23 protein-coding genes are annotated in these 23,587 nt (G+C 54.3%); 17 read left to right on the top strand and 6 right to left on the bottom strand.

Translation table 11 applies throughout. From position 1 onward, the window contains the following. Positions 1-59: 59 nt before the first annotated feature. From NQU42_RS05355 to NQU42_RS05315, 9 genes are all read left to right on the top strand, one after another. Positions 60-656 carry a hypothetical protein gene (locus NQU42_RS05355; protein WP_296609669.1) on the top strand — a complete coding sequence of 199 codons (597 nt, stop codon included), beginning with the start codon at positions 60-62 and terminating at the stop codon, positions 654-656. Then, positions 634-915 (top strand): 50S ribosomal protein L44e, encoded by a 282-nt coding sequence (locus NQU42_RS05350; RefSeq protein WP_296609667.1) that lies wholly within the window; start codon positions 634-636, stop codon positions 913-915. The genes NQU42_RS05355 and NQU42_RS05350 overlap by 23 nt, the downstream gene beginning before the upstream one ends. Further along, positions 912-1,082: a 30S ribosomal protein S27e gene (locus tag NQU42_RS05345; protein WP_296609665.1), complete on the top strand. Its 171-nt coding sequence runs from the start codon at positions 912-914 to the stop codon at positions 1,080-1,082. The genes NQU42_RS05350 and NQU42_RS05345 overlap by 4 nt, the downstream gene beginning before the upstream one ends. Positions 1,083-1,087: 5 nt before the next feature. Then, the gene (locus NQU42_RS05340) at positions 1,088-1,861 is read left to right on the top strand and encodes a translation initiation factor IF-2 subunit alpha (protein ID WP_296609663.1); all 774 of its coding nucleotides are present in this window, start codon (positions 1,088-1,090) and stop codon (positions 1,859-1,861) included. A 2-nt stretch (positions 1,862-1,863) separates the two neighbouring features. After that, the gene (locus NQU42_RS05335; RefSeq protein ID WP_296609661.1) at positions 1,864-2,046 is read left to right on the top strand and encodes an RNA-protein complex protein Nop10; all 183 of its coding nucleotides are present in this window, start codon (positions 1,864-1,866) and stop codon (positions 2,044-2,046) included. Next, the gene (locus NQU42_RS05330) at positions 2,043-2,810 is read left to right on the top strand and encodes a proteasome assembly chaperone family protein (protein WP_296609660.1); all 768 of its coding nucleotides are present in this window, start codon (positions 2,043-2,045) and stop codon (positions 2,808-2,810) included. The genes NQU42_RS05335 and NQU42_RS05330 overlap by 4 nt, the downstream gene beginning before the upstream one ends. After that, complete coding sequence (locus tag NQU42_RS05325) at positions 2,791-4,122, top strand: TldD/PmbA family protein (protein ID WP_296609678.1); 1,332 nt, start codon at positions 2,791-2,793, stop codon at positions 4,120-4,122. The genes NQU42_RS05330 and NQU42_RS05325 overlap by 20 nt, the downstream gene beginning before the upstream one ends. 66 nt (positions 4,123-4,188) lie before the next feature. Then, positions 4,189-5,037 carry a ribose-phosphate diphosphokinase gene (locus tag NQU42_RS05320; protein ID WP_296609658.1) on the top strand — a complete coding sequence of 283 codons (849 nt, stop codon included), beginning with the start codon at positions 4,189-4,191 and terminating at the stop codon, positions 5,035-5,037. A 16-nt stretch (positions 5,038-5,053) separates the two neighbouring features. Further along, entirely contained in the window at positions 5,054-6,043 is a 990-nt protein-coding gene (locus NQU42_RS05315; protein ID WP_296609657.1) for a cation diffusion facilitator family transporter, read from the top strand. Positions 6,044-6,050: 7 nt separating this feature from the next. On the opposite strand, the gene NQU42_RS05310 is transcribed toward NQU42_RS05315, so the two are convergent. Then, complete coding sequence (locus tag NQU42_RS05310) at positions 6,051-6,995, bottom strand: nucleoside recognition protein (protein ID WP_296609655.1); 945 nt, start codon at positions 6,993-6,995, stop codon at positions 6,051-6,053. 110 nt (positions 6,996-7,105) lie between these two features. On the opposite strand from NQU42_RS05310, the gene NQU42_RS05305 reads away from it, so the two are divergent. Further along, positions 7,106-8,245 carry a DUF2202 domain-containing protein gene (locus tag NQU42_RS05305; protein ID WP_296609654.1) on the top strand — a complete coding sequence of 380 codons (1,140 nt, stop codon included), beginning with the start codon at positions 7,106-7,108 and terminating at the stop codon, positions 8,243-8,245. 140 nt (positions 8,246-8,385) lie between these two features. Here NQU42_RS05305 and NQU42_RS05300 read toward each other — a convergent pair whose 3' ends face one another. Next, the gene (locus tag NQU42_RS05300) at positions 8,386-9,114 is read right to left on the bottom strand and encodes a hypothetical protein (RefSeq protein ID WP_296609653.1); all 729 of its coding nucleotides are present in this window, start codon (positions 9,112-9,114) and stop codon (positions 8,386-8,388) included. 248 nt (positions 9,115-9,362) lie between these two features. Here NQU42_RS05300 and NQU42_RS05295 point away from each other — a divergent pair, with 248 nt between their 5' ends. Beyond that, positions 9,363-10,811, top strand: coding sequence for a hypothetical protein (locus NQU42_RS05295; RefSeq protein ID WP_296609651.1), 1,449 nt, complete (start codon positions 9,363-9,365; stop codon positions 10,809-10,811). A gap of 595 nt (positions 10,812-11,406) precedes the next feature. On the opposite strand, the gene NQU42_RS05290 is transcribed toward NQU42_RS05295, so the two are convergent. The 4 genes from NQU42_RS05290 to NQU42_RS05275 all read right to left on the bottom strand — a co-directional run bounded on the left by NQU42_RS05290 (position 11,407) and on the right by NQU42_RS05275 (position 14,429). Continuing rightward, on the bottom strand, positions 11,407-13,101 hold the full coding sequence (locus tag NQU42_RS05290; RefSeq protein WP_296609649.1) for a glutamate--tRNA ligase: 1,695 nt from the start codon (positions 13,099-13,101) through the stop codon (positions 11,407-11,409). Between the two features lie 50 nt (positions 13,102-13,151). After that, positions 13,152-13,565, bottom strand: a complete 414-nt coding sequence (locus NQU42_RS05285; protein ID WP_296609647.1) for an NUDIX hydrolase — start codon at positions 13,563-13,565, stop codon at positions 13,152-13,154. 220 nt (positions 13,566-13,785) lie between these two features. After that, complete coding sequence (locus NQU42_RS05280) at positions 13,786-14,061, bottom strand: SemiSWEET family transporter (protein WP_296609646.1); 276 nt, start codon at positions 14,059-14,061, stop codon at positions 13,786-13,788. Between the two features lie 17 nt (positions 14,062-14,078). Further along, the gene (locus NQU42_RS05275) at positions 14,079-14,429 is read right to left on the bottom strand and encodes a hypothetical protein (protein ID WP_296609645.1); all 351 of its coding nucleotides are present in this window, start codon (positions 14,427-14,429) and stop codon (positions 14,079-14,081) included. A gap of 199 nt (positions 14,430-14,628) precedes the next feature. Here NQU42_RS05275 and NQU42_RS05270 point away from each other — a divergent pair, with 199 nt between their 5' ends. The 6 genes from NQU42_RS05270 to NQU42_RS05245 all read left to right on the top strand — a co-directional run bounded on the left by NQU42_RS05270 (position 14,629) and on the right by NQU42_RS05245 (position 23,363). After that, on the top strand, positions 14,629-16,935 hold the full coding sequence (locus NQU42_RS05270; protein WP_296609644.1) for a VWA domain-containing protein: 2,307 nt from the start codon (positions 14,629-14,631) through the stop codon (positions 16,933-16,935). A gap of 271 nt (positions 16,936-17,206) precedes the next feature. Continuing rightward, a complete protein-coding gene (locus tag NQU42_RS05265; protein ID WP_296609643.1) occupies positions 17,207-18,820 on the top strand; it encodes a hypothetical protein in 1,614 nt (537 codons plus the stop codon). 4 nt (positions 18,821-18,824) lie between these two features. After that, entirely contained in the window at positions 18,825-20,255 is a 1,431-nt protein-coding gene (locus NQU42_RS05260; RefSeq protein ID WP_296609641.1) for a hypothetical protein, read from the top strand. 21 nt (positions 20,256-20,276) lie between these two features. Next, positions 20,277-20,852, top strand: coding sequence for a hypothetical protein (locus NQU42_RS05255; protein WP_296609639.1), 576 nt, complete (start codon positions 20,277-20,279; stop codon positions 20,850-20,852). Further along, the gene (locus tag NQU42_RS05250; RefSeq protein ID WP_296609637.1) at positions 20,849-22,393 is read left to right on the top strand and encodes a hypothetical protein; all 1,545 of its coding nucleotides are present in this window, start codon (positions 20,849-20,851) and stop codon (positions 22,391-22,393) included. Before NQU42_RS05255 ends, NQU42_RS05250 begins: the two co-directional genes overlap by 4 nt. A 94-nt stretch (positions 22,394-22,487) precedes the next feature. Next, positions 22,488-23,363 (top strand): hypothetical protein, encoded by an 876-nt coding sequence (locus NQU42_RS05245; RefSeq protein WP_296609636.1) that lies wholly within the window; start codon positions 22,488-22,490, stop codon positions 23,361-23,363. Positions 23,364-23,587: the final 224 nt, after the last annotated feature.

Raw genomic sequence — 23,587 nt, 5'->3', positions numbered from 1 at the left:
CTCTCCACTCCTCAGAGATAAAGATTAAGTCCCTGCTGAGAGAAGTATGCCGGGGTATCATGGAGCTTGACCTGGCAAACGTCCTGAGAGGAGAGAGACGGTCAGCAGAGCTCCAGCATCTCGAGGGCGACTTCTACAGGCTTGCTGGGGAGCACATAGCATCTCTCGAGGATGATCTGGCTAAGCTCGAGGACCATTTCAGCGTTGAGGCTCAGATAATAGAGGACGAGCTGAAGTCCAGCAGAAAGAGCATAAGCAAGCTCATGGATCTCAGGATAAAAAAGATAGCCAAGAAGGCGATGATGCAGGCAAGCTCCTCGACGCCTGCAAAGCCCCCGGACGGCATGACCGAGGAAGAGGTCGTTCTATACAAAACCATACTGGATGCGCTGACCAGATGCAGGGAGGACATACTCTCGCATCTCTCGCGTCCCAGCACCGAAAGGCCTTTAACGGGCAAAAAAGATATAGCCAAGGAATACATCGCTGTGAGGTTGCTGGAGACAGTCCCGATGTTTGTAGGGGTCGACGGGAAGCGGTATGCTCTGAGGAAAGATGATGTTGTTATGCTCCCGAAGATCCATGCGAGGAATCTGTGTAGCAAAAACATAGCTGTGGAAGTGAGGATGAATCATGAAGATGCCAAAGGAGATTGAGGCTCACTGTCCGTTCTGCAACAAGCACACAACCCACACTGTGGAGAGGGTCAGAAGGGGACAGGCGCGCTCCATGACGCGTATCGCGAGGCAGAAGGCCAGGGCAAATGGCACAGGCAACCAGGGCAAGTTCTCAAAGGTGCCTGGCGGCGACAAGCCAACGAAGAGGGTCAACCTCAGATACAGATGCAGCAAGTGCAAGAAAGCTCATAACAGGAAGGGAATACGTCTCGGAAGGTTCGATCTGGTGGAGGGATGAGTCTGTCGAAGTTTCTCAGGGTCAAGTGCAACGACTGCGAGAATGTGCAGGTGATATTCAGCAGAGCGGCCACTGTGGTGAAGTGCCTCGTCTGCGGCAGGACGCTTGCTGAGCCGAGAGGCGGCAAGGCTGACATCAAGACAGAGGTTCTCGAGGTCCTAGAGTGATCTGAATGCAGCGCGAAGGTTGGCCGGAGCCTGGGGATCTGGTTGTATGCACAGTCGATCAGGTCCTGGATTTTGGTGCATTCGTCACCCTCGATGAGTACGTGGACAAGAAGGGCTTCATTCACATATCAGAGGTGGCGAGTGGCTGGATCAAGTACATTCGCGACCATATCCGCGAGGGGCAGAAGATCGTCTGCAAGGTTCTGAGTGTGGACAGATCGAAGCACCACATCGATCTCTCCCTGAAGGACGTCAACGAGCATCAGCGGAGGGAGAAGATCCAGGCGTGGAAGGCCGACCTCAAGGCCTGGAAGTGGCTTCAGATGGCTTATGAGGGGCGGGAGGACGATCTGAAGCGCGTAAAGGATACGCTGATGAAAAACTACAGCAGCTTGTACGGGGCGCTTGAGGAGGCTGCGATAAGCGGCGAGGAGAGCCTCTCTGAGGGTGGGCTCACAGAGGAGGACATAAAGATAATCTCCCGTCTGGCAAAGGAAAACGTCAAGATACCGACGGTCGAGATCGCCGGCTATGTGGATCTGAGATCCTTCGCGCCTGATGGCGTTGAAGTCATAAAAAAAGCTCTGAAGCAGGCCAAGCGGATACGTGACAAGGATGCGACACTGGAGATAAAGTATGTCGGAGCGCCGAGGTACAGGATAAAGGTGATCGCCCCCGATTACAAGCATGCTGAGGCTGCCCTGAAAAAGTCGGCGCAGGCTGCGATAAAGTACATTGAGCAGCACGGCGGAGAGGGCGCATTCGTGAGAGAGGCCTAGCATTGGTCAGATCCAAGATACTGAGATGCGAGCTGTGCAGGCTCTACACTCTCAAGGAGACCTGCCCCAGATGTGGATCCCGCACAAGCGGCACGAAGCCGGCCAGGTTCTCACCTGAGGACCGGTATGGCAGGTACCGGCGTGCTCTGTTCTCTGAACGCGGGCGGGAAGAGGAAAAAACATGAAAAAGACACTTGTTCGAAGGCTCAAGGAGGTATCTCTCGAGAGCCCCATTCTGGTGGAGGGCCTGCCCGGGGTTGGGCATGTTGGAAAGCTCGTCGCTGAGCACCTCATAGAGGAGCTCAAAGCAGAGAAGATCATCGAGATATACTCGCCCCACTTCCCTCCGCAGGTACTGGTACAGGCAGATGGCACTGTCAGGCAGGTCAGGAACGAGATCTACGCCTACAAGGGTAGAGACGGAGAGCCAGATCTGCTGATCCTGGTGGGCGATTACCAGAGTGCCACGAACGAGGGGCATTACGAGCTCACCGGCATATTTCTTGACATAGCAGAGGAGTTCGGTGTCCGGAGGATCTACACCCTCGGAGGCTACGGGACAGGCCAGTTCGTGGAGCCGCAGGTGATCGGCGCAACGAACAGGGCAGAACTCGTTGAGGAGATGAAGGGGCTGGGAGTGGTCTTCCACGAGAACGAGCCTGGCGGCGGAATCATAGGGGTCAGCGGCCTCCTTGTGGGGCTCGGCGGACTTAGGGGCATAGATGCAGTATGCCTCATGGGCACTACAAGTGGATATCTGGTCGATCCAAAGTCTGCGCATGCTGTTCTCAAGGTCCTCTGCAGGGCGCTCGGGATCGAGGTCAAGACGCAGGCGCTCGAGGAGAGGGCTGGCGAGATGGAGCGGATAGTTAGCAAGCTCCAGGAGATGGAGAGGGCGCAGGCACCTTACGAGAGCGGGGGCGAGGAGGATCTCAGGTACATCGGATGATCTGAGGATCTACGCGGAGAGGCTGCTTGAGACTGCTCTGCGCCTCGGAGCTGATGAGGCCGAGGTATTCGGGGTTCAGAGCAGGAACCTGACGCTCGAGCTCCGGCGGGATAGCGTCGAGAGCATAAGCGAGAGCGTTCTCAGGGGTCTGGGGCTGCGCGCCGTTCTGAAGGGCGGTGTAGGGTTCTCAAGCACATCGGATCTGAGCAGGATCGAGGATGTCGCAGAGGCTGCTGTGAGCGCTGCCCGCATCTTCGGCCCGGACAGCCTCTGGAAGGGCCTCCCGGGAAGATCGCAGATGCCATCTGTGGAGGGAGTCTTCGACAGGAGGATCGCCGATGTCCAGACAGACACGCTCCTGGAGATCTCTGAGGTGCTCCTCAGCGGATGCAGATCTGTTGATGGAGTCGAGCCGGTGTCAGGCGGTGTGTCATGCACACACAGCCTGGAGATCCTGATCAATTCCAGCGGTGTTGACCTCTCAGAGGAGGGCACATCGATACATCTCGCTCTTGAGACGATCGCCAGGGGGAGCTCAGGGGTCGCGACAGGAAGCGAGTTCGATAACTCCCGGAGCTTCACAGTCAATGCCAGAGCGGTGGGGGAGAGAGCCGCGGATCTCGCAAGACGCTCTCTCGATGGCATATCAATAAACACCAGCACATACGATGTTGTGCTCTCGCCGGTCGCATTTGCGGAGCTTCTTGAGAGCACCCTTGTCCCAGCGCTCTCCGCAGAGAACGTTCAGAAGGGAAGGTCGGCGCTCGCTGGCATGCTGGGCAAGAGCATAGCCGACCCGAGGCTCCAGATTGTTGACGATGGAGCGCTTCCAGCAGGCATGGGGAGCTCTGCGTTCGACGGAGAGGGCGTCCCATCACAGAGAAATGTGCTCCTCGGGGACGGCATACTGAGAAGTTATCTCTATGATACCTACACGGCCGGGAAGGAGGGGAGATCGAGCACCGGGAACTCTGTCAGATCCGGTTACTCGGAGATGCCCAGGATCGGCATCCGCAACCTGATCATCTCCTCAAAAGAGCCTGTAGAGGTGCTAGAGGGTGTGCGCGAGGGTGTCCTGGTTAACAGCGTGATAGGTGCGCACACCGCAAACCCCATATCCGGAGACTTCTCAGTTGAGGCAAGAAACGCATTTCGCATCCGCGCCGGTGAGGTCGCAGAGCCTGTGCGTTCGGCCATGATCGCCGGGAACATATTCGATCTCCTGAAGCAGATAGAGGTTGGGAGCGATGCGAGAGCGATCGGGCCGATCGTGACTCCAGACGTCAGGGTGCGGATGAGAGTGATTTGCTGATGCCGGCCGCGGGTCGCCATCCCCGATTTCATCGGGGCATGCTCCACCCGCGCCGTGGAGGTTATCATGATCATAGGAGGTCCATCGTCGCAGCTGCTCGCCGGTCGGGTCGCCTCGATCCTCGGGGAGAGGGTGGCGCTCTGCGAGTACAGGACGTTCCCGGATGGGGAGGCATACACGCAGCTCCAGTCCGAGATCGATGATGATGTTGTTGTGATACAGAGCACTCCGTCTGACAGGGATATCGTCTACCTTCTGCAGCTCCTCGATATAGTCCGCGAAAGAAATGTTACCCTTGTCATACCCTACTTCGGATATGCCAGGCAGGACAAGATATTCAAGCCAGGGGAGCCGCTGACTGCGAGGGCGATCGCGAGCGCCCTGAATTCGTTCCTGAATGAGGGCTCTAGGGTTTTCACGGTGAACATCCACGCACAGTCTGTGCTCTCTCACTTCAAATGCAGGGCTGAGAGCCTGGATGCGACTCCCGTTCTCGCAGAGGAGATCCGCAGGCTCGATCTTAGAGATCCTGTGGTAATATCGCCGGACAAGGGCGCGATCGGAATGGCATCCAGGGCATCTGAGATCCTCAAATGCGATTTCGATCATCTGGAGAAGACCAGGCACAGCGGCACAGAGGTCTCCATAGCGCCAAAGGAGATCGATGTGAGGGGAAGGGATGTCGTACTCATGGATGATATGATAGCGACCGGTGGCACCATGGCCACCGCGATATCGATGCTGCGCACGCAGGGCGCCAAGAGCGTCTATCTGGCAGCGGTCCATCCTGTTCTCACTGGAAATGCGCTTTTAAAACTCTACCATGCCGGCGTCGACAGGGTCATAGCCACTGACACTCTGGATCGAGGGGTTAGCAGTGTATCTGTAGCGCCGCTGATCGCCAGATCGAAATGACAGTCATGGGGCCGAAATGAGAAGCAGAGCAGAGGTAAAAGGAAGGGCAGCCAGGCTCTCCGTGATCGCCTGCTCATTTCTTGTGGCTCTAAAGCTGACAGTCGGGCTGATGATAGGCTCGGTCTCGATCATCTCGGAGGCCGCGCATTCCGCGGTGGATCTCATAGCAGCACTCCTTGCGTTTCTCTCCGTCAGGATCGCAGGAAGGCCGGCGGACGACGACCATCCCTTCGGACACGGGAAGATGGAGAACATCTCAGGCACCGTGGAGGCGCTGCTGATCTTTCTCGCCGCCTACTGGATACTCTCTGAGGCATGGTCGAAGATCCTGAACCCAATGGAGATCGAGACTGTATGGCTCGGCGCTGGCGTCATGCTCGTCTCTGCGATTGTGAATGCGCTCGTCTCCAGGAGGCTTTTCTCTGCAGGGCGCGAAACAGAGTCGATCGCACTTGAGGCTGACGCATGGCATCTCCGAACCGATGTATACACATCCCTTGGCGTGATGCTGGGTCTTGCTGCGATCTGGATCGGCGAGAGGATATCACTGGACCTTAGAATTCTGGATCCGCTTGCCGCGATCTTCGTATCCCTTCTGATCCTGAAGGCTGCTCTTCACCTCACAATCAACTCAGCGCGCGATCTCCTCGACTCGAGCCTGCCTGAGGACGAGAAGGCTCTCATAAAGGAGAAGATCGTCTCCATGAAGCCGGAAGTCCGTGGCTTTCACGCCTTCAGGACCAGGCGCTCCGGCTCGTATAGATTTGCTGAGTTTCACATCCTTGTGGACTCGGATATGACCGTGGAGGAATCGCACCAGCTCACAGATATACTTAAAGAGGCCATACGTGAGCACTACCCGTGCTCGTTCGTCACGATACATGTGGAGCCGTGCAGGCTCTGCTGCGATCCGGGATGCATCGAGGGATGCATCCTGAGCGAGGAGGAGCGGAGAGCGATCAATGGATGTGCGGGCAGCATGAGAGCGGCAAGCACTGACTTATGAAACGCATTCATCCGATGCTCAGAAGCGCCAGCAGAAAGATGGCGCGCACCATGACGCTCAGGCCTGTCGATATCATGACGATCATAAGGCCGATCCTTGCGCCGAATATGGCGGTGTAGTTCGGCACCATGCTCTTCATGGCGAAGATCGGGAGCATGAACATGCTGCCCAGCATGAGCACGGTCGCGGCCTGGACCTCAGTTAAAGAGCCGCTCTGGATCATCGGGCTGAGCAGGGATATCCCGAGGAGTGGGCTCGCGACGTATGTTGTCAGGGGCACTATCGCCTCAGGGGAGATGCCGAAGGTCTGAGCGATCGGAAGCACGCTCAGCCTCTCGAAGAATCCGTGATCGTTCAGCGAGAGCACCAGCAGCGTCATCGCTATGTATGTGATGGAGATCCTGGCGAACGGTCTCATCTGTGTGCGCAGTATCTTCAGTGTGGCCTCAGGTGGGCTTCTGGTTCTTCTGGGCGACTCCCAGGAGATCTCTGCACCATCCCCTCCTCTGAGCATCAGCCTGCCGAGCGCTATCACTATGAGGATCTTGACGACGGCAGTGGTTATGAACACGCCCGCGTAGAACAGACCTACCACCGGTCCCAGAAGTGGGACAACCACCGGTATCTGGTATGTGAGTATCTCCCTGATGTACACTGGTATGCTGTTCATCATGGCACAGAGGACTGTCTCGCGGTCGTCGAGGGCGCCACGCATCTTGAACTCTGCGATCATCGAGTTTGCTGCGACCGCCGAGCCCAGGGAAACGAGAAACGATGATGCAGATATCGACGGCAGGTTCGCCATCGATACGAGCGGTTTTGACAGGACTGATAGACGATCAAGAACACCCAGCTCCATGAGCATGCCCGCTAGGAACAGTCCCAGGAATACTGTCACCAGCACAGGTATCGCGGTGTCCAGGGCTCTGAGCAGCAGGTCGAGCATCTCCATTTATGTCTTAAACCGCTCGTAGATCAAATTGCTGGTCGAGCTCAAGCAAATCACCCGCTGGAGAAGGCGATGGTAATAAATTTGTATAAAGCCAGCAATTATTATCATGAATGATGCGCGATGAGATTGTACTTTTGATAGCTGTGCTGTTCATTTTTTCAGGCTGCATACAGCCAGAGGAGCAGCAGGTGGTCACAGAAAGCGTGGTCTCGGCGGAATGGCGGCCTGATGGTGTTGTGAGTGAGAATGAGTACTCTCACTCTCTAAAGCTCTACAGCCCCGCAAGGCAGGGATACACTGGCGGAGTGATGACAGTCTCCTGGAAGATCGATGATGAGTATCTCTACATGGCCCTCAATGGAAGCACCCGCGGATGGCTCGCCATCGGCTTCGAGCCCTCTGAGTGGATGAAGGATGCGGATATGGTGCTCGGGTTTGTTGATGGAGGCGCGAGAGTGCTTGACGAATACTCAACAGGCAACTATGGCCCCCATATCGAGGATACAATGCTCGGTGGTACTGATGACATAATGGAGCACGGCGGCAGGAGCTACGGTACGCACACCGTCGTGGAGTTCAGGAGAAAGCTCGACACAGGAGATCGCTTCGACAAGGTGCTGAGACCTGGGCAGAGCGTATCGATAATCTGGGCGATGTCCGACAGGATGGATCCGGCGGTGAAGCACAACATCGCATACGGTGAGGGCGTGATATATCTGGGAATGGCGCAGAGCTCTGTGCAGCAGATCTCACAGAACCTGACCCAGAATGATATCGAGTGGATGCTCTTCATATGGAAGGAGGAGAAGGCAGCCCGTGATCTCTATGAGTCGCTTTATGAGAGGACTGGCCTGACGGTCTTCCTGGATCTTGTTAGGTCTGAGCAGAGACACATGGATCAGATCGGAGCTCTCCTGGACAGATACGGAATAGGGACGCCTGTTCTGGAGAGAGGCGTTTTCGATAATCAGACGCTTCAGAGCATATATGATGAGATGCTCTCCAAAGGGCGTTCAGATCTTGATGCGCTCAGGGCAGCTGCGACCTTCGAGGAGATCAGCATCATTGATCTCGAGAGGGCGATAGCTGGAACCGATAATAAAGAGGTGATCGATGTCTACAGCGGGCTTCTCGCAGGCTCGAGGAAGCATCTGCGGTCTTATGTTGGGGATCTGAGGGATATGGGTATAGAGTATGCTCCTGTATACCTGAACACGAGCGAGTTCGAGGAGATCATGAGGGCTGCGTAAAAGTGCGCACCTAGAGCGCTCTATGCCGCTGGAATATCGGATTGTCGGAGAAGAATGGAAAATAGATGCAAAAATTAGGCTCCACAGATTTTTTTGCGACGATGAGCCTCCCTATTTATCCACTGTTAAAAATAGGGACCTCAGAGAGGTCCGATGCGTATCTCGTTCTGGCCTGACTGCGAGACTGGCGCTCTCGGCCCTGCCCTGACGGAGAACCTGATCCTCTGGCTGTAGCTGTTGCCGGTGGGATCGTTTGTCTGTATGTAGTTCCTGCCGGACTGGTACATCGGAGCGTTGTTCGTGCCTGCGAGGATTGTGCCGTAAAGCCCCTGATCAACGGTGTTGTAGCTGCCCATGATATATGCGGAGTTGCTCATCGTCTGGCTGGGATCGACATGTGCGGGCAGCATGTTTATCGTCTGCATTACCTGCTGGGTCAGGATGTTGCCATCTCCCACTATCGTGGCGGTATTCCAGCCGCTCTGGTAGATCTCATTGCCCGTGGCGCTCTGTGATACGCGCTGGTTGACTGTGTTCAGATCGCCGACCACAGCGACAGCATTTGCCGCGCTCTGTGATATTGTGTTGCCGTTTGCGCTCTGGGATGTGCTCTGCCCGACAGTATTGCTGTTGCCTATGACAACAGCTGCATTCGCGGCGCTCTGTGTTACATAGTTCCCGGAGGCGCTCTGGCTTATCTTCTGGTTGAGATTGTTGTTATCACCAACAACCACCGCTGCATTCGAGGCGCTCTGGCTCACATAGCCGCCAGATGCGGACATGTCTATGGACTGCGAGACGCTGTTGCCCCCATGATATGCGGAGGCAAGCGGGATCATAAATACCAACATCAATGCAATGTATCTCATATCATCACCTGCGGGTCAGGGGGCCCCGAGGTGGGACCCCGCCCGGCGAGTTTCCCCCACGCCCCAACCCGCAAGAGATCGGTATCTATGGCGGATTTAAATCCCTATTTTTCACATAGGTCCAATATCAGCTCAATGTATACCACAGTGCTGTTAGTGGAGCTGATATAGATGGAAAAGAGATATTTGGAGTTAAATAAATAAATTAAACCGAATTATTTTAGTACCTCCTCTTGATAGTAGTAATCATGAGAGTATTAGTCATCCTGATGTTGCTGCTGGTCAGCGCGGCAGGTGCGATCACGGATGCTGACTACAGCATTACCAAATCGAAGAAAAGCGCTGCAGAGATATCCGGCATGGGATACCATGGAACCCACTCTGCGCGCCTCAGCGTGTATCCGGGAGGGTCGTCCAAGAGTGTGCCGATAACAATCAGCCCGACGCGCATAGATGCGCTCGACAAGCTCGCCCTCTGGCTCCACCCAGCATCTAACAGGGGTTCCATCGAGCTGGAGGTCATGCTCGACGGCGATGGCGATGGAAAATCGAGCAGCAGTGATCGAGAAGACGCAAGCATTCTGATCACCCTGGCCTCATGGAGCGATGGCAGGTGGCTTGACACTGATGGGAACTCGAACGGCTGGCGCGAGTTCGATGCATCAGAATCGAGACTGGACATAAAGAGCAAGGACCCTCAGAAGAGCAGAAAGGATGTCTCATGGTCCGAGGCCCAGGAGATCCTTCGCGGGATGGATGTTGTCAAGGTCTACATACGTCTCAAGGGCGCGACTAAGTACGAGGGCGTCTCCTGCTATGTGGATTATGTGAGAATAGCAGGTGAGGTGATAAGCTTCGAGCCTCTGGAGAGGAACTCCATAAAGAGGGCAAAGCAGAGCAGTGTCAGTCCCGGCAGCACGATCACATACACCATAACATACGGGAACAACCTGGAGGTGCCTGCAGATATTGTGATACGGGAGTTCTACGACCAGAGAACGCTCTTTCTCGAGGCATACCCGCCCCCGGATCCGGGGACCATTAACGTATGGACCATAAGGGGGTTGAGGCCAGGGGAGCACGGCCAGATAACCGTGAAGGTGAAGACGCTGAGGGGATCTGCTACCGCGGGGATCGATGGGAGTGTGGTTGGCGTCGGTTACGCATCAATTTACCGCAAACTGTCAACCGAGCGAGAGGCATACTATGTGACGAACAGCGTCCGGATCGATGGTGGAGGGCTCAACCGGAGCGCATCCGCCACAACAAAGGTCAGATCCCGGTCTGGATTTGTTTTTGAATTCGAAGAACATGGATCTGGAAGCTATGCATCATCTGAGGAGATGGATTATTCGACGACATCGATAGTTTTTAAAAGCGTGTCTCTGGCGAACCGCTCGCCAGTATCCCTCAATCTGAGCATGAGGACCATCGACTACAACAGCACATGGGGTTTGAGCTGGAGCTGCGAGAACCAGAAGCTGAGGAGTTACATGCAAGAAACATATTACGGTGATTTTATAAATCTCAGCAGCACAGGGATCATGAGAAGCACAAGATCTACATTTGAGAGCAGAGGTAGCGTCAAGGGTATGGCGGATCTGAGATACCTGACTGGAGGATCTGAGGTCGGGACGAGGCTTTACGGGAGCTTCAGGCTCGGCTCGAAGGGTGTTGTGCAGAAGAAAAGCCGATAGGGAGATGCCGCGGAGGAGGGGAGGGTTCCTCCCCCGCATCTTACAGGAGGTATGGAGGACGCTTGGATAATCCCACTCTCTTACCCGCGCCAATGAAGCGTACGCGGGTTCCCCTTATATCTTTATGTTTCAGCTATATCTCATGTAGGTCTCATCTATGTCAGAGGCGTCCGGTACGAAGGAAAAAGGGCAGTGTTCCGAATTTGAAACTGCGGATCTCAATGACACGGCCGAAACATGGTTGCATGTATCTGATCTCAATGATACGACCTGATGATCCGGGCGCAGCCCGCTGCACTTATGAAAGCAAAGTGATTGAGAAGAGAGCAAAAGTCGATTGGATGTAGGGTAAAGGAGGGAGATTGTAATGATAATCGACTTTTGCCGAGGTTTATATCCGACTTTCGTCGAATATAAACCTTCCGGTTACACCACCAACTCATCATAATATTTATAGTTATCCAATGACATGCATGAGGCGTCTGGATGATGCCGCGCCGACCTCGGGCCGTCGACGAGATCGTGGTACTGTTCCGAGCATCCTGGATTCGGGACGGCGGGGAATCGCATAACGTGAGCCATGCGCCCGAAGATATCATCTGTGAGCAAAGTACGCGACAACCTCATCTCCAACAGAGTCTATTCTGACAAAACCGTACCTCTCGAACTGAACGATTCTGTCGAGCTCATCGGAGATGCCGTGCTCTCCAATGCCGGTATCGGTCCTCTCGGGACCGAGGACCCGGACAGGGATGCCATCGACCGGCGCCCAGTGTATTATCCTGAGTTTGAGACGTTTCGCTGTCTCGGGGCTCAGATCGATGAGTTCTGCCCTGAGCGGAGATGTCTCAATGATCTCTATGTTGCACAGATCCTTCAGCCTGATTCTGCTACCAGGTCCCAGCACCTTCACATCCTCCCTGCAGAGCAGAACCCTGTTTCCCGCCCTGATTCTTCTCATGCCGCGATCTATCGTCGGATGGAGAGGCGCCTCTGCAACCTCCGGGACGTCGCCTTCGATCTCGATCTCCACCGGATCCCATACGAAGAACCTCCTGTTCGCGATTGGATCAACAATCCGCCTGTTCTCCGCGTATATCGAATCCATGCTTATGCTGATATCTGTCTCCCCTACGCCGAGATCTATCATGAACTTCCTGAGAGCCTCCGCGGTGATGCCCCTGCGCCTTACGGCCCTCACAGTCGGAAGCCTTGGGTCGTCCCAGCCGCTGTACTCGCCCGCCTCTATCGCTCTCCTGAGCTTGCTGGTGCTGAATGCCCCGAACTGGAATATCTTCACCCTCCCCCAGTGTAGGACCCTCGGATAGACCCAGCCCATGTGATCGTAGAGATACCTCTGCCGCCTCTCGCTGTCTATCAGGTCCTTGCCTCTCAGAATATGTGTTACCCCAAGCAGATGGTCCTCCACAGCTGATTCGAAGTCCAGCAGCGGCCAGACGCGATACCTGTCGCCCACGAGCGGATGGCTCTTCGTCACTATTCTGAAGCCAGCCCAGTCCCGTATGGCAGGATCTTTATGCTTTATGTCAGTCTTCACACGCAGCACGGCTTCGCCCTCTTTGAGGCTGCCATCTAGCATCCTCTTCCAGAGATCCAGGTTCTCATCGACGGTGTGATCCCTGTGCGGGCATGGCTTAGCCGCGTCCTTAAGGGCCTTGAACGCCGACTGCTCGCATAAACACACATATGCACCGCCTCTGCGGATCAGCTCCTCAGCAACCTCATAGTACTTCTCAACCCTCTGGCTCGCAGCCACTATCTCATGAGGCTCTGCTCCGAGCCATCTGCAGTCCTCTATGTACCAGTCGTACGCCTCTATCATCGGTCTTTTGTTTACAGGGTCGGTGTCGTCGAAGCGGAGGATGAACTTCCCGCCGTACATCTTCACGTACTCTGAGTTGATTATAATACCGCGTGCGCTTCCGAGCGTTGGGGGGCCGTTCGGGTTCGGCGCGAAACGCATTACGACTCCCCCCTCTGCCCCCTCTAAAGGCTGCAGCCCCTTCGCAGGCTCTTTTCTGGCGCTTATCTCCTCGATGAGCTCTGGCGCGATCTCTCTGAGCCTGGCCTCCCACTGTTCAGGGCTCATCTGCTCTATCTCCCTGAGCACGCTGGTTATGAGCGGAGCTATCTCCCTTGCTCTGGGCCTGAGATCGGGGCGCTCCCCCATGAGCTTGCCCATGACAGCCCCGTGGTTTGGCGCGGATCTGTACTTGACAGCGTTCTGCAGCGCGAACTTCTCGATCAATTCCCTGATCTCTTCCGTCACCGGACTCCTCCTGGCTTTGCTCTGGCCTCCGCTAGAAATGGCCACCTACTTTAGACCATCGCTTTCAACGCGTCGCGTATCATCCTTGCATGATCAAATGCCAGCTCAGGCAGCTCATCAGGTCTGAATATACGCACATCAGATGCATCAGACCCGAATCTGAGCTCGCCATATCCATCTGCCAGATAGCATACTGAGACAACATGCCCCCTCGGATCACGGTCTGGATCAGAGTAAACGCCCACAAGCCGCACAAGAGATGCGTTTACCCCGGTCTCCTCCATGACCTCTCTCCGCGCGGCATCCTCCACGGTCTCACCGATCTCAACAAATCCTCCAGGAAGCGCATAGCATCCCATGAACGGAGGGTTCCTGCGGCGGATTAGAACTATCCCATCATCTATCCTCAATACGACATCAACCGCGAGCAGCGGCGTCTGTATTCGTGAACGGATATCGTCCATCCGATCATCTCCAGTACATCCTGCATAGAGAGCTGTATCAGCATTTCCTCGTGACATCCTACCCTCCCCTGAAGGGGGGTCTTCTGCCTGAGTTCCTATAAGCCGAAGCGCAGGAAGCCCCGCCCTTCGGGGAGGGAGTCACTTCCTATAACCCAGCGTCCCTCTGTGACTGAGGCAAAACAGCGCTGTATAGGGCAGCGAATCCTTTCCGGATGCACGCTCATCTGTTAGTCGGGCGACTATTATTATATTTTAGATATAAAGCAATTCCACATAAAAAGCTTGCCAGCGACACAGCATTTGATACTATGAGGATTGCGTTATTCAGATACATGCCGTAGAGGAGCCAGAGGAAGATGCCTGTGGCGTACTGCAGAAGCATCGGCAGGCTCAGATCTCCGACAAGCTTGGTCCTGTACATCTTGATGATCTGGGGATAAAATCCGAACATCGTGAGGGATCCCGCTGCGATGCCAACCAGATCCCATGCCTCCATCGAACCATCCTCTTATATCAGAATGGGGGGACCCAGCTGCTTTCGTTGTACTCCAGCGTGTACAAGCTGTCTGATGTGCTTCCCAGCCAGTCGGAGCCGAGCTGTGTTTGAGTCGAGTTTGCAGACCTAACGAGCACACCATTTACGATCTTCCATCCTCTTGGCACACCACCCCAGCTCCAGAGGTCGTTGCTGAGGGTCACATTGCTTGTTGTGTTTATGTTGCTCATCAGCCATGCCCTGCCGAAATCCCCGCTGACGCTCTGGAATCTATCTCCTGAGCTCACATTCCCCTGGATCTCTGCGATGGCACACTGGAGCGACAGGATTAGAAGCAGTGCAGCCGTAACGCTCTTGCATGCATTCATGGTTCTGAAAACATGATGGGTAGGATAAAAGGGTATTGGCAGGCATGCAGGTGAGGATATGTAAAAAGATATTTTTAATGTGTGAATAGTATAAAATAGTTTGATGTGATATTTTGCACACAGTTGAGATGCAGGAGGTATATTCATCAGATGGGAAGTCGTTTTAGTGATCCTTGTTTTTGTCTGGACTGGCGGATCGTTGGGTTCAGCGGTTACTGCTGACCAGCAGCTGAGCAGGGGTGCGATCTCTCCCTCTGAGATCAGCACTGTGAGCATAAGCCTCAGAGGAGGCGAGGTGCCCTGCGCCAGTCCGGTAGATGTCGTTCTCTCGATAGACAGCTCTGGCAGCATGACCACAAACGATCCTGAAGATCTGAGGAAGTCTGCTGCCAGGGAGTTCGTCGCCAGCCTGGATCTGAGCATGGACAGGGTCGGCGTCGTCAGCTGGAACACATCAGCACTCTCCTGGCCGCTCACGGGCAACCTCGATGATATCGAATCGGCGATAAACAGCAGCGGTGCCGATGGATACACATCTCTGGATACAGGCCTGGAGGCCGCGATCGATCTGCTCTCCGGGAGCAACAGATCAAAGGTGATAGTGCTCCTCACGGATGGGATCAGCACAGACGGTGGCCACTACACGCATCCCGGCCTTCCGGGATCTCCGGTGGATGAGGCCAGATCGAATGGAATCGTGGTGTTCACCATAGGTCTTGGTCCGGAGGCTGATGCTGGGAACCTTACGGAGATTGCACACAGCACCGGCGGAGAGTTCTACAGCGCACCTGATGCGAGCGCTCTGGCCGGCATATACAAAAGAATCAGAAGCAGCATCACCGGCATCGTGGCGAAGGACGTGACCGTGACGTATGTGCTGCCATCATCCCTGGATGTTAATCTCTCTCCATACAGTGGATCGCAGCCTGTGGCATCCGTGAGAAAGCAGGGAGGCTCGACCGTTCTGAGCTGGCAGATCGGGGCACTTCAGGCAAACGAGAGCAGGACGCTGTCGTTTGATGTGAGCTCGCCAGATCCGGGCACGTTCATCCTTGGCATGGCTCCTGATACAGCGGTCAGCTATACCGGCTGCGATAACATCCGATCAGCGGTTGCGATTCCTCCAGTTACTTTGAAGGTCAGCCCAGCCGGATCGTTCAGCCTGGAGGGCAGCGGCATCGGAGGAAGCAATACATCCGTGGTACAGAATACCAGCGTGTTGAGGGTCAGCAAAGAGGTTCTGCCAAACGGAAATGCCATCAGTCCCATGCTTAGGATAACACTTGAGACGCCAGAGAGGCCTTGCAATGCGGATATCCTGTTTGTCATAGACAAATCCGGGAGCATGAGAGACTTCGATGCAAAAAGTGGTCAGCAGATATTCAAAATAATGCAGGATGCGCTTTATGAGATGCTCCAGACTGCAGCGAGCACTCCTGAGCTCAGGAATGCTAGGATCGCGATCGTGAGCTGGGATGACTTGGACATTGATGATCCTGCAGACATGGATACCACTCTCAATCCCCAGTGGCTGGCGGTTGGAGATCAGAGAATAAAGGCGACGATCCAGCGTTACAACCAAAGCACATGCAAAGAGACCGACCAGACGTTCTACGAGGTGGGGCTGCAAAAAGCGATGCGTATCATGTACAGCCGCATAAGCTCGCAGGCCATCGATCCGCTCAGCTGCGATACCCGGAGGTTCATAATATTCATAACATGCCGCAGCGAGTTCAAGGGCATCACACCATCCAGCGTGCTCTACACAATCCCCCGTAATAACACTCTGATCCGCGGAGGGTTCGAGGGCATCTTCCCGTTCTACATCGGTCCAGATCTGAACGATTATCCGATGGAGCTTAAGAACCTCACCGAGATTGCGCGGTCCGGCGATCCCCTGCAGCGTGGTGCAGCGGGACCTCAGAGTCTCACAGCCGGGAACCTGATCTCCACGGTACTGAAGAGGATGGGCGGATGCGCTCAGGGGCCATGGGTCACAAACGTCACCCTTACCGAGACGCTGTACCCGTATCTCAAGTACACTGGAGCCGATCCATTCCCAGATGCGGTTACCTATAACAGAGATGGCTCGACGACGCTCATATGGAATATCGGGACCCTGAACTCTGGAGAGCGGTGGAGCGCCACGATCGATACGTCCGTGCAGATGAAGCTGCCTGTGGATGTTACGGTGAGTAGATCAGGATTCGGCGGCAACATCAGCTCCAGCACACCATATTCCAGAGTGGACTTCGACTGGCCGGCGCTCTCATGCGCAGCCCCACTGAGGAGGCATTACGAGCTGCCTCTTGCAGAGGGCAGGATGTGGATAACCTGCGGAGCGCCATGCCAGGCGTCAGCAGTGAGTGAGCAGACGGCTCAGCAGAGCAAAGAGACGGGCGAGAGAGCACCTGCAGCCGGTCAGCCCGAGAAGCAGCCTGGATTCGAGGCGCTGATAGGAGCGCTCTCCATGATGGCCGCCTACATGTACATCAGACGCTCCTGAGGCCGGGATTTATTCCTTTTTTTATTAGGCTCAGACAGGACAGCGAAGCCGCGATCTCTCCAATCTGGAGAGAGTGCTTGCACCATGCCTGCACATCAGCTGATCCTATGAGAGCTACATCATTGATGGTCGCCTTGATACATCACCTGCAGAAGGCTTTAAATGTTATAACCGTATAGGGGCTTTGAGATCAGCTCAGACAAACGGCTGGAATCTGCAGATGAATATGGTTCGGGTGGGCGTGTGCCTGTTGGCATGGGGGGTTAACTGATTGAGAAGATTGCTGTGTCTCATAGTGCTTGTGTTTGCAGTCACATCATCTCGTGGAATAGATGCGTCGATCTACTTCTCGCAGGAGGGGACGCCCAGAGAGCCTCTTGATGTCGGCAAGAGCCTCGTCTACGTTGTGGAGCTCTCGGGCGCGAAGAACTCGATGATGTACACCGTCGAGCTCACAATCGGTCCGGATTCATCCGATACCTCGATCTCGAAGAGCTTCACAGAAAAGCTGAACCTGAACCCAGGCGCAAAAGGCGTGCTCAGATTCGAGGTCAACTTCCAGTCCCCGGATCTCAGGAAGGGCGATTTCGGGAGATGGCTATCTGACAAAAACGACACGACCATATGGGACAGGACATGGTACAAGGCAACGGTGACATCGCTTGACCCATTCGAGAAACCGGTCGTCAGGGAGGACTACACAGGCCACCCCACGCTGGTGAAGGTCTTCGAGGAGTTCAGGGATGCCTCTGTGACCCCAAGAAAGGGAACCAGGGATGACCTCTACACGTACAAGGTGAGCGTCTTCTCCACAGCGCCTGATAACATATCGCTTGAGGTTGCCCCATCAAAGAATGGTCCGTGGACGCCTGTGGGAACGCAGGATTACACAGCTCCAGGAAGCTGGAAGGTTCTGAGATGGCAGAACGTCTCCCTCGACTTCGACTTCAGCTCGGCCTACTACAGATTTGTGGGGAGAAAGGAGAAGACCTTCGACGGCCCCTTCTGGCCAGTCTCGGTCGAGTTCAGAAATGAGAGCCTATCTCCGGATAGGGGCCTTCCAGATACACCTTTCCGCTATGCCATTGATGTAAACGCATCCAGGGAGATCGAGGTCTCGCTCAATGTGTGGGATGTTGGATCGAAGAGCTTTGTTACAGCGGGAAGGAGAACATACAGAAACGTCTCCAGCTGGGAGAGGCTCGAGTGGGATGATGTGCGTGTGACAGCCACGCCCGAAGCATACGGATCATCCCAGTACTACTACGGCTTCCACTACATGGATGCAGAGTCTCCCTTTGCCACAACAAAGGATATGATCGGAAGGTACTATGCCGGCCCCGATGTGGTGGTCGTGTGGGTTAAGAACGCAACCGTCACGCCTCAAAATGGCAGCGCCTACACATCATACACGTACACAGCTGAGATCGAGACAACGAAGCCGAGATGCGATCTGGAGCTGCAGATAAGGCCGCCGGAATCTGACCTCTGGGTTTCAAGAGGGATGGTGACTTACACAGGCTCAAACAGCACGCTCGTCTGGAGGAACGTGACATTCGATGTCAAGGATGCAGACCTCCTCGGAATGGCCTGGTACAGATTCGTTCTCGATAACAACGTGCTCGGCGAGTTCCCCGGGCCTGAGTTCGATGTGTGCTTTAAGGACGCGACATACAGCAGGATAGGCAACACAGACAGATTCAACTACAGGGTCTCGGTCAGAGCTCTGAGGCCGATTGATGTCGAGCTCATCTACACAGACGACGGGAAGAACTGGATACACACAGGTCTCCTGCAGAAGTACACCACCCCTGGCAACTGGAGCGAGCTATCATGGAACAACCAGCCGTGGCACCAGACGGTGCAGTTCGATGTGAAGAGGTAAGAGCATGCGATACAGGCTTCTCGCTCTCATGCTGCTCATGCTTGTGATATCCGCTTATGCAGAAGGACCGACCGTGAGCCCCCCGCCACCCACGCCATCTGAGGGTGGGGGAGGGGGGAGCAGCCACAAGCAGACAGATATGGAGAAGATAATAAAGGCGCTCGAGCAGGGGAAGAAGCAGAACCCGAAGAGGTTCGAGTATCTTCAGACCCTGCTATGGAAGGAGTACACACCCCCAGGGGAGTACGAGCTGCCCGCGGTGCTGATCTACTACAAGGGCAATAAAACGGTCCGCAGGAGCGATTCATTGGAAATTCAGGCATATGTGACAAACGAGAACAAGATTGAGATAAGAAGGCCGCTGTATCTCTACCTGGAGATGGCCGAGCCAGGAGGCGATTTCAAACAGGTCAACAGCCAGCCCCAGATCGTGCAGGTCAACGAGTACTACTCCAGCGACGATGTCAATTACACATTCAGAAGCTTCCCGGAGATAACAGATCTGCGGAGCCTGAATCATGTGGGGAATGTCAGGTTCCGAATACGGTATACGGATGGCCAGTACAAGCGCTACTCATCGAACTGGACTGTATCGTCTCGGGAGATCTTCCCGGTTCTGGAACTGAATGTGATCAACAATCCGCCCGTGGTGAACTACACGAACGTCACGTACAAACCGAGATACAGCGATCCGATAGAGTATGTGGCTGAGATCACAGATCCTGATGGGGATACTCTGAACGTCACGCTTCACATCCTTGAGGGAGATAACAGGACCGAGCGCAAAAACGTTACGCAGGAGCTCCGCGGCAGCGGGACGGTGAGGTTCAGGAACAGCGAGTACGGGTTCTTCGGAAAGGATGACGCAGGAAAGACCTTCCACTACTACTACACACTGGGTGATGGGATCAATGTGACATCGACGAACATCACAGCAGGACCTGAGATAAGGCCGACGCCGAAGCTGCTCGTCGAAAACCCCAGAATGGTCGCTGAGGATGAGAACTACTACTGGTGGGGCAGGTACAACTTCAGCATAGATGTGAAGAGCCAGGACGAGAACTCCTTCCCGCTGACCGTGTATCTCTACACAAACACAGCGTCCAACCCCTGGAAGCTCCGCGGCTCGAAGACAGTAACAGTGACGCCTGAGAGACAGACTGTATCGGTCGAGACGAGCTTTGACGCTTCGGACAACAACCAGACATTCTCATACAGGTTCTCATTCTCGGAACCGGATCAGAACGGCAGGACGAGCATAGACCTGAATGGGAGGCAGATAAATCCAAGGATCATAAGTTACTCGATACTCTCGCCTGCGAGCTTTTTGAACGCGCTTCTAATCCTGGTGATATTCCTCTCATCCGGCGTGATCCTAGAGCGTTGTAGCAACAGAAGGAGAAAAACAGAGAAGGGCAACCAGGGAGGGGATTAGATGGATTGGGGTTCATTATTTATGATAGCCCTGCTGCTCCTGCTGGTGGTGGGACTGGCGATTCACTGGATGAATTTTGAGCGCATCTATAGGAGGCTCTCGGAGCTCTCATCCAGCGTCTCTAGGGATGAGTTGTACGAGAAAATATCTACTCAGCATGGCTCTAACTTCTCCGCTATGGCCTCTGCCTCGTGGGTCGCGTTCTTCGTCGCTCTCGTCTACAACATCCTGCCGCCGAGGATACCAAAGCTTTTGAGTCTCGGTTTTCCGATGATCGCCAGCTATTACGGGTTGGTGCTTTTCGCTGTTCTTGTTGCAATTGTGGCAACAATCTTTCTCTACGTAAGCAGAGGCTTTCCTGTGTGGCTGCGGCTCTCCGATATCTACAGTATATACCCGATGTCTTTAAACGATAAGAGGCTTTGCACGCTCTCGATACTGCTCCTCTGGATCTCATCAATATCGTCAATTTACAACTCCATCAGCTACCCGTATGTGAGCTGGATGTCTGAAATTGCATCCTGGCTGCTGCTTCTTGTAGCTCTGGTTTTGCTCTTCATCCCTGTGTTTAAAGAGTTCTTGGAGGCCAGTAGATGAGATCGTGCTGTGTTGGCATAGGCGGATGTGGCGGCAATCTGCTCCAGGTCATTCTCGATCCCGTGGATATCATAAAGCCACTCTCAAAGCTTACAAATGCCGAGCACGTTGCGTTCGGCGGAATCGAGGGTGTATGGTTGGAGGCAGATGTCAACGCCGCGGTTAATAAGCAGAGCTTTTTCAAGAATGAGGGGTATCCGGGGTACGTCATACCACACGATTCGATAAAGGTCGGATCACAGACGCACTCCCTCGTCATGCGCAAGTACGGATATGATATCAAGAAGCAGGGGTTCTTCAGGGAGGCTCAGTACCTAAAGGCGATATTCGAGATATTTGATAATGATGAGGAGGTTAAAAGTGTTGCCAGAGAGGAGTTCGGGAAGGAGAATCCCATACTCGAGAACGCCTGGAATGCCATAAAGGGATTCACAACCCTCTCAGGAGGAAGATGCGATAACATTCTCTTCATGGTATCTCTAGGCGGCGGCACAGGCACAGGATTCATAAATCCGATCCTTCGCTACATAAGATCCGGAGGAACTCAGGACTACCCAGTCTTCGTTCTCGGTGTTCTCACAGAGCAGGGGGATGAAGCCGACAGGGAGCAGCAGTCGAAGGAGGCGCGGAGGGATCTCGGTGCAACGATATCCATGTACGATCTCCTCACCAAAAGCGCAAGAGATGGAGTGGATGCTCTGATTCTTGTGGATAACCAGATCCTTGTCGAGAGGTTCAAACAGGATTACACAAGTATAAATAATTATATATTTCATGCCATGAAGCCCTTCCTGGCAGACCGCGCATTTCCACAGGAGGACCCCCCGTCTCTGGCCCTGGCGCAGAACTTCACAGAGGGCCTGAACAGGCCGCCTGTCATGGTTCCATGCTATGCATCTTTGAACAGCAGGAAGCCCGTTGAAGGAGATCTGGTAGAGAAAGCCCTCACGGGAAGCGTGAAAGATGATGGATGCGGCCCGCTTTTCCCATGCGATCCAGCAATGGCAGACAGGGCGTTTGTCTTCTCGAGAGGTTATCTCTCCGCTGAGAAACTGGAATCGTCTGTTAAGAGCATCACAGGGCTCGATACGAACCATATATTCGCATGGAGAAAGCTCGGGGAGAACAGGAAGACCGAGGTTCTGATACTGCTCAGAAACCCCTACGGATCCGGCTGTGGACCGTTCGAGAGAAGGATGTACAGGGTGGTATCATTCGCGCTGAAGTACATAGAGGAGAATAGGCCCGAGCTTCTTCACATGGTGCATGCGAATGATGATCAGAGCCTGACATCGCTCACTACAGATGCTCTCACCAATTACTTCGAACGGCTTGAGGCAGCGCTCGAGAACGCAAAGATGAGGCTGAAGAAGGGTGAGAAGCCGCTGTTCTTGCAGGAGCTCAGGATATTTGATAACCTATCGAATAACAGGCCCTCACAGGATAATAATATTAAGAACAACCTCGACATCTCGGAGGAGCATATCAGGAGAATCGTGCGCGAGGAGCTTAGCAAATACCTGCCAAAGGTTACAGGGTGATGCACAGATTCACGTTCAACAGCATCCACAGGAAAAGTAAATATATAGTTACAATATATCTTAGAAGTAATTCATAGTATCCGTGGTGGCTGAGATGATACGAACAGCAGCCCTGGGGGTCATGCTGATGCTGACTGTGCTGGAGTCTGCATGCGGACTTCCTGTGACAGGTGGGAATGGAGAGCTCTGCTGCACAGTATTCGACATGTTCAAGGGGCCCCTTTATCAGGGAGGTTCTTACGATGCGGACAGGATGGTTCTGTACCTGGACGCGGGCCTGAGATGGAGCAATGGAAGCTGCGCGGAGCCTCCCCGCGTCAGATATGTTCTGATCGACGGAAACGACAGGAGCTACACCAGAGATACGGCATCGAGCAGGCCCATCTCTCCGGGACGGGAGCTACTCGCATTCGTGGTTCCCAGAGAGGCGATCCCGAAGAGCCTCGTGGTGGACTCCGGAATTGGAGAGGTGTTCAAGGTGGATTTCGGAGAGCCGCTGAACTACACAGACGAGAACGTAACAGTCACGTACTACGGCGTCCTGGGATCCAGGCTTGATTACAGCAGGAAGGTGCTCGATATAGATATCTCTGTCAGGAACAACTCCACGTCTCCTCTGAAGGTGTCCCCTGAGAACTGTACGCTGGTCGACCAGTGGGGCTGGGGCTACAGGGCGACTGATGGGTTCGAGCCCAGAACTCTGAACGCCAACGAGAGCATCCGGGGGGTGGTGCGGTTCAGGTACCTGGCGCCATCCAGCATCCCATCAATGCTGCTCTACAACCTCTCTTACGGGGATGGAATAATAGTGATGAGCGAGGGGATGTACAAGAACACGACAGAGGCCGCCCCTGCACAGGAATCATCTGGAGAGTGCAACAGATGTGCTGTGAACGATAACAGCGTCAAGGGGCGGGTCGCAGCTGCAAAGGAGCGCCTCGCCAGGGTGCGTGCAGCACATGATACCTGATTACCCCTCTCTCTGAATCATATACTGAAATGGCTTTTGGAGAGATATTTAGCATAAGATAACATTTCCTACCATTATATTTCAGAATAGTTTCGTCTACACCGAGCCTCACTATGCCAAGCGACTTTACATTCTCGGGTTTATAATCAAGAGACTCCTTGAACCGTGTGGTCCAGTAATGTACACTCGACTTGCCCACACCAAGAACTGACGCTGTCCTCCTC

Origin of the sequence: Methanothrix sp., from assembly GCF_024518575.1 — an archaeon.
GTDB lineage: Archaea > Halobacteriota > Methanosarcinia > Methanotrichales > Methanotrichaceae > Methanothrix_B.
Note: the sequence above shows the minus strand (reverse complement) of the source record. Positions and strands in the feature narration are given on the sequence as shown.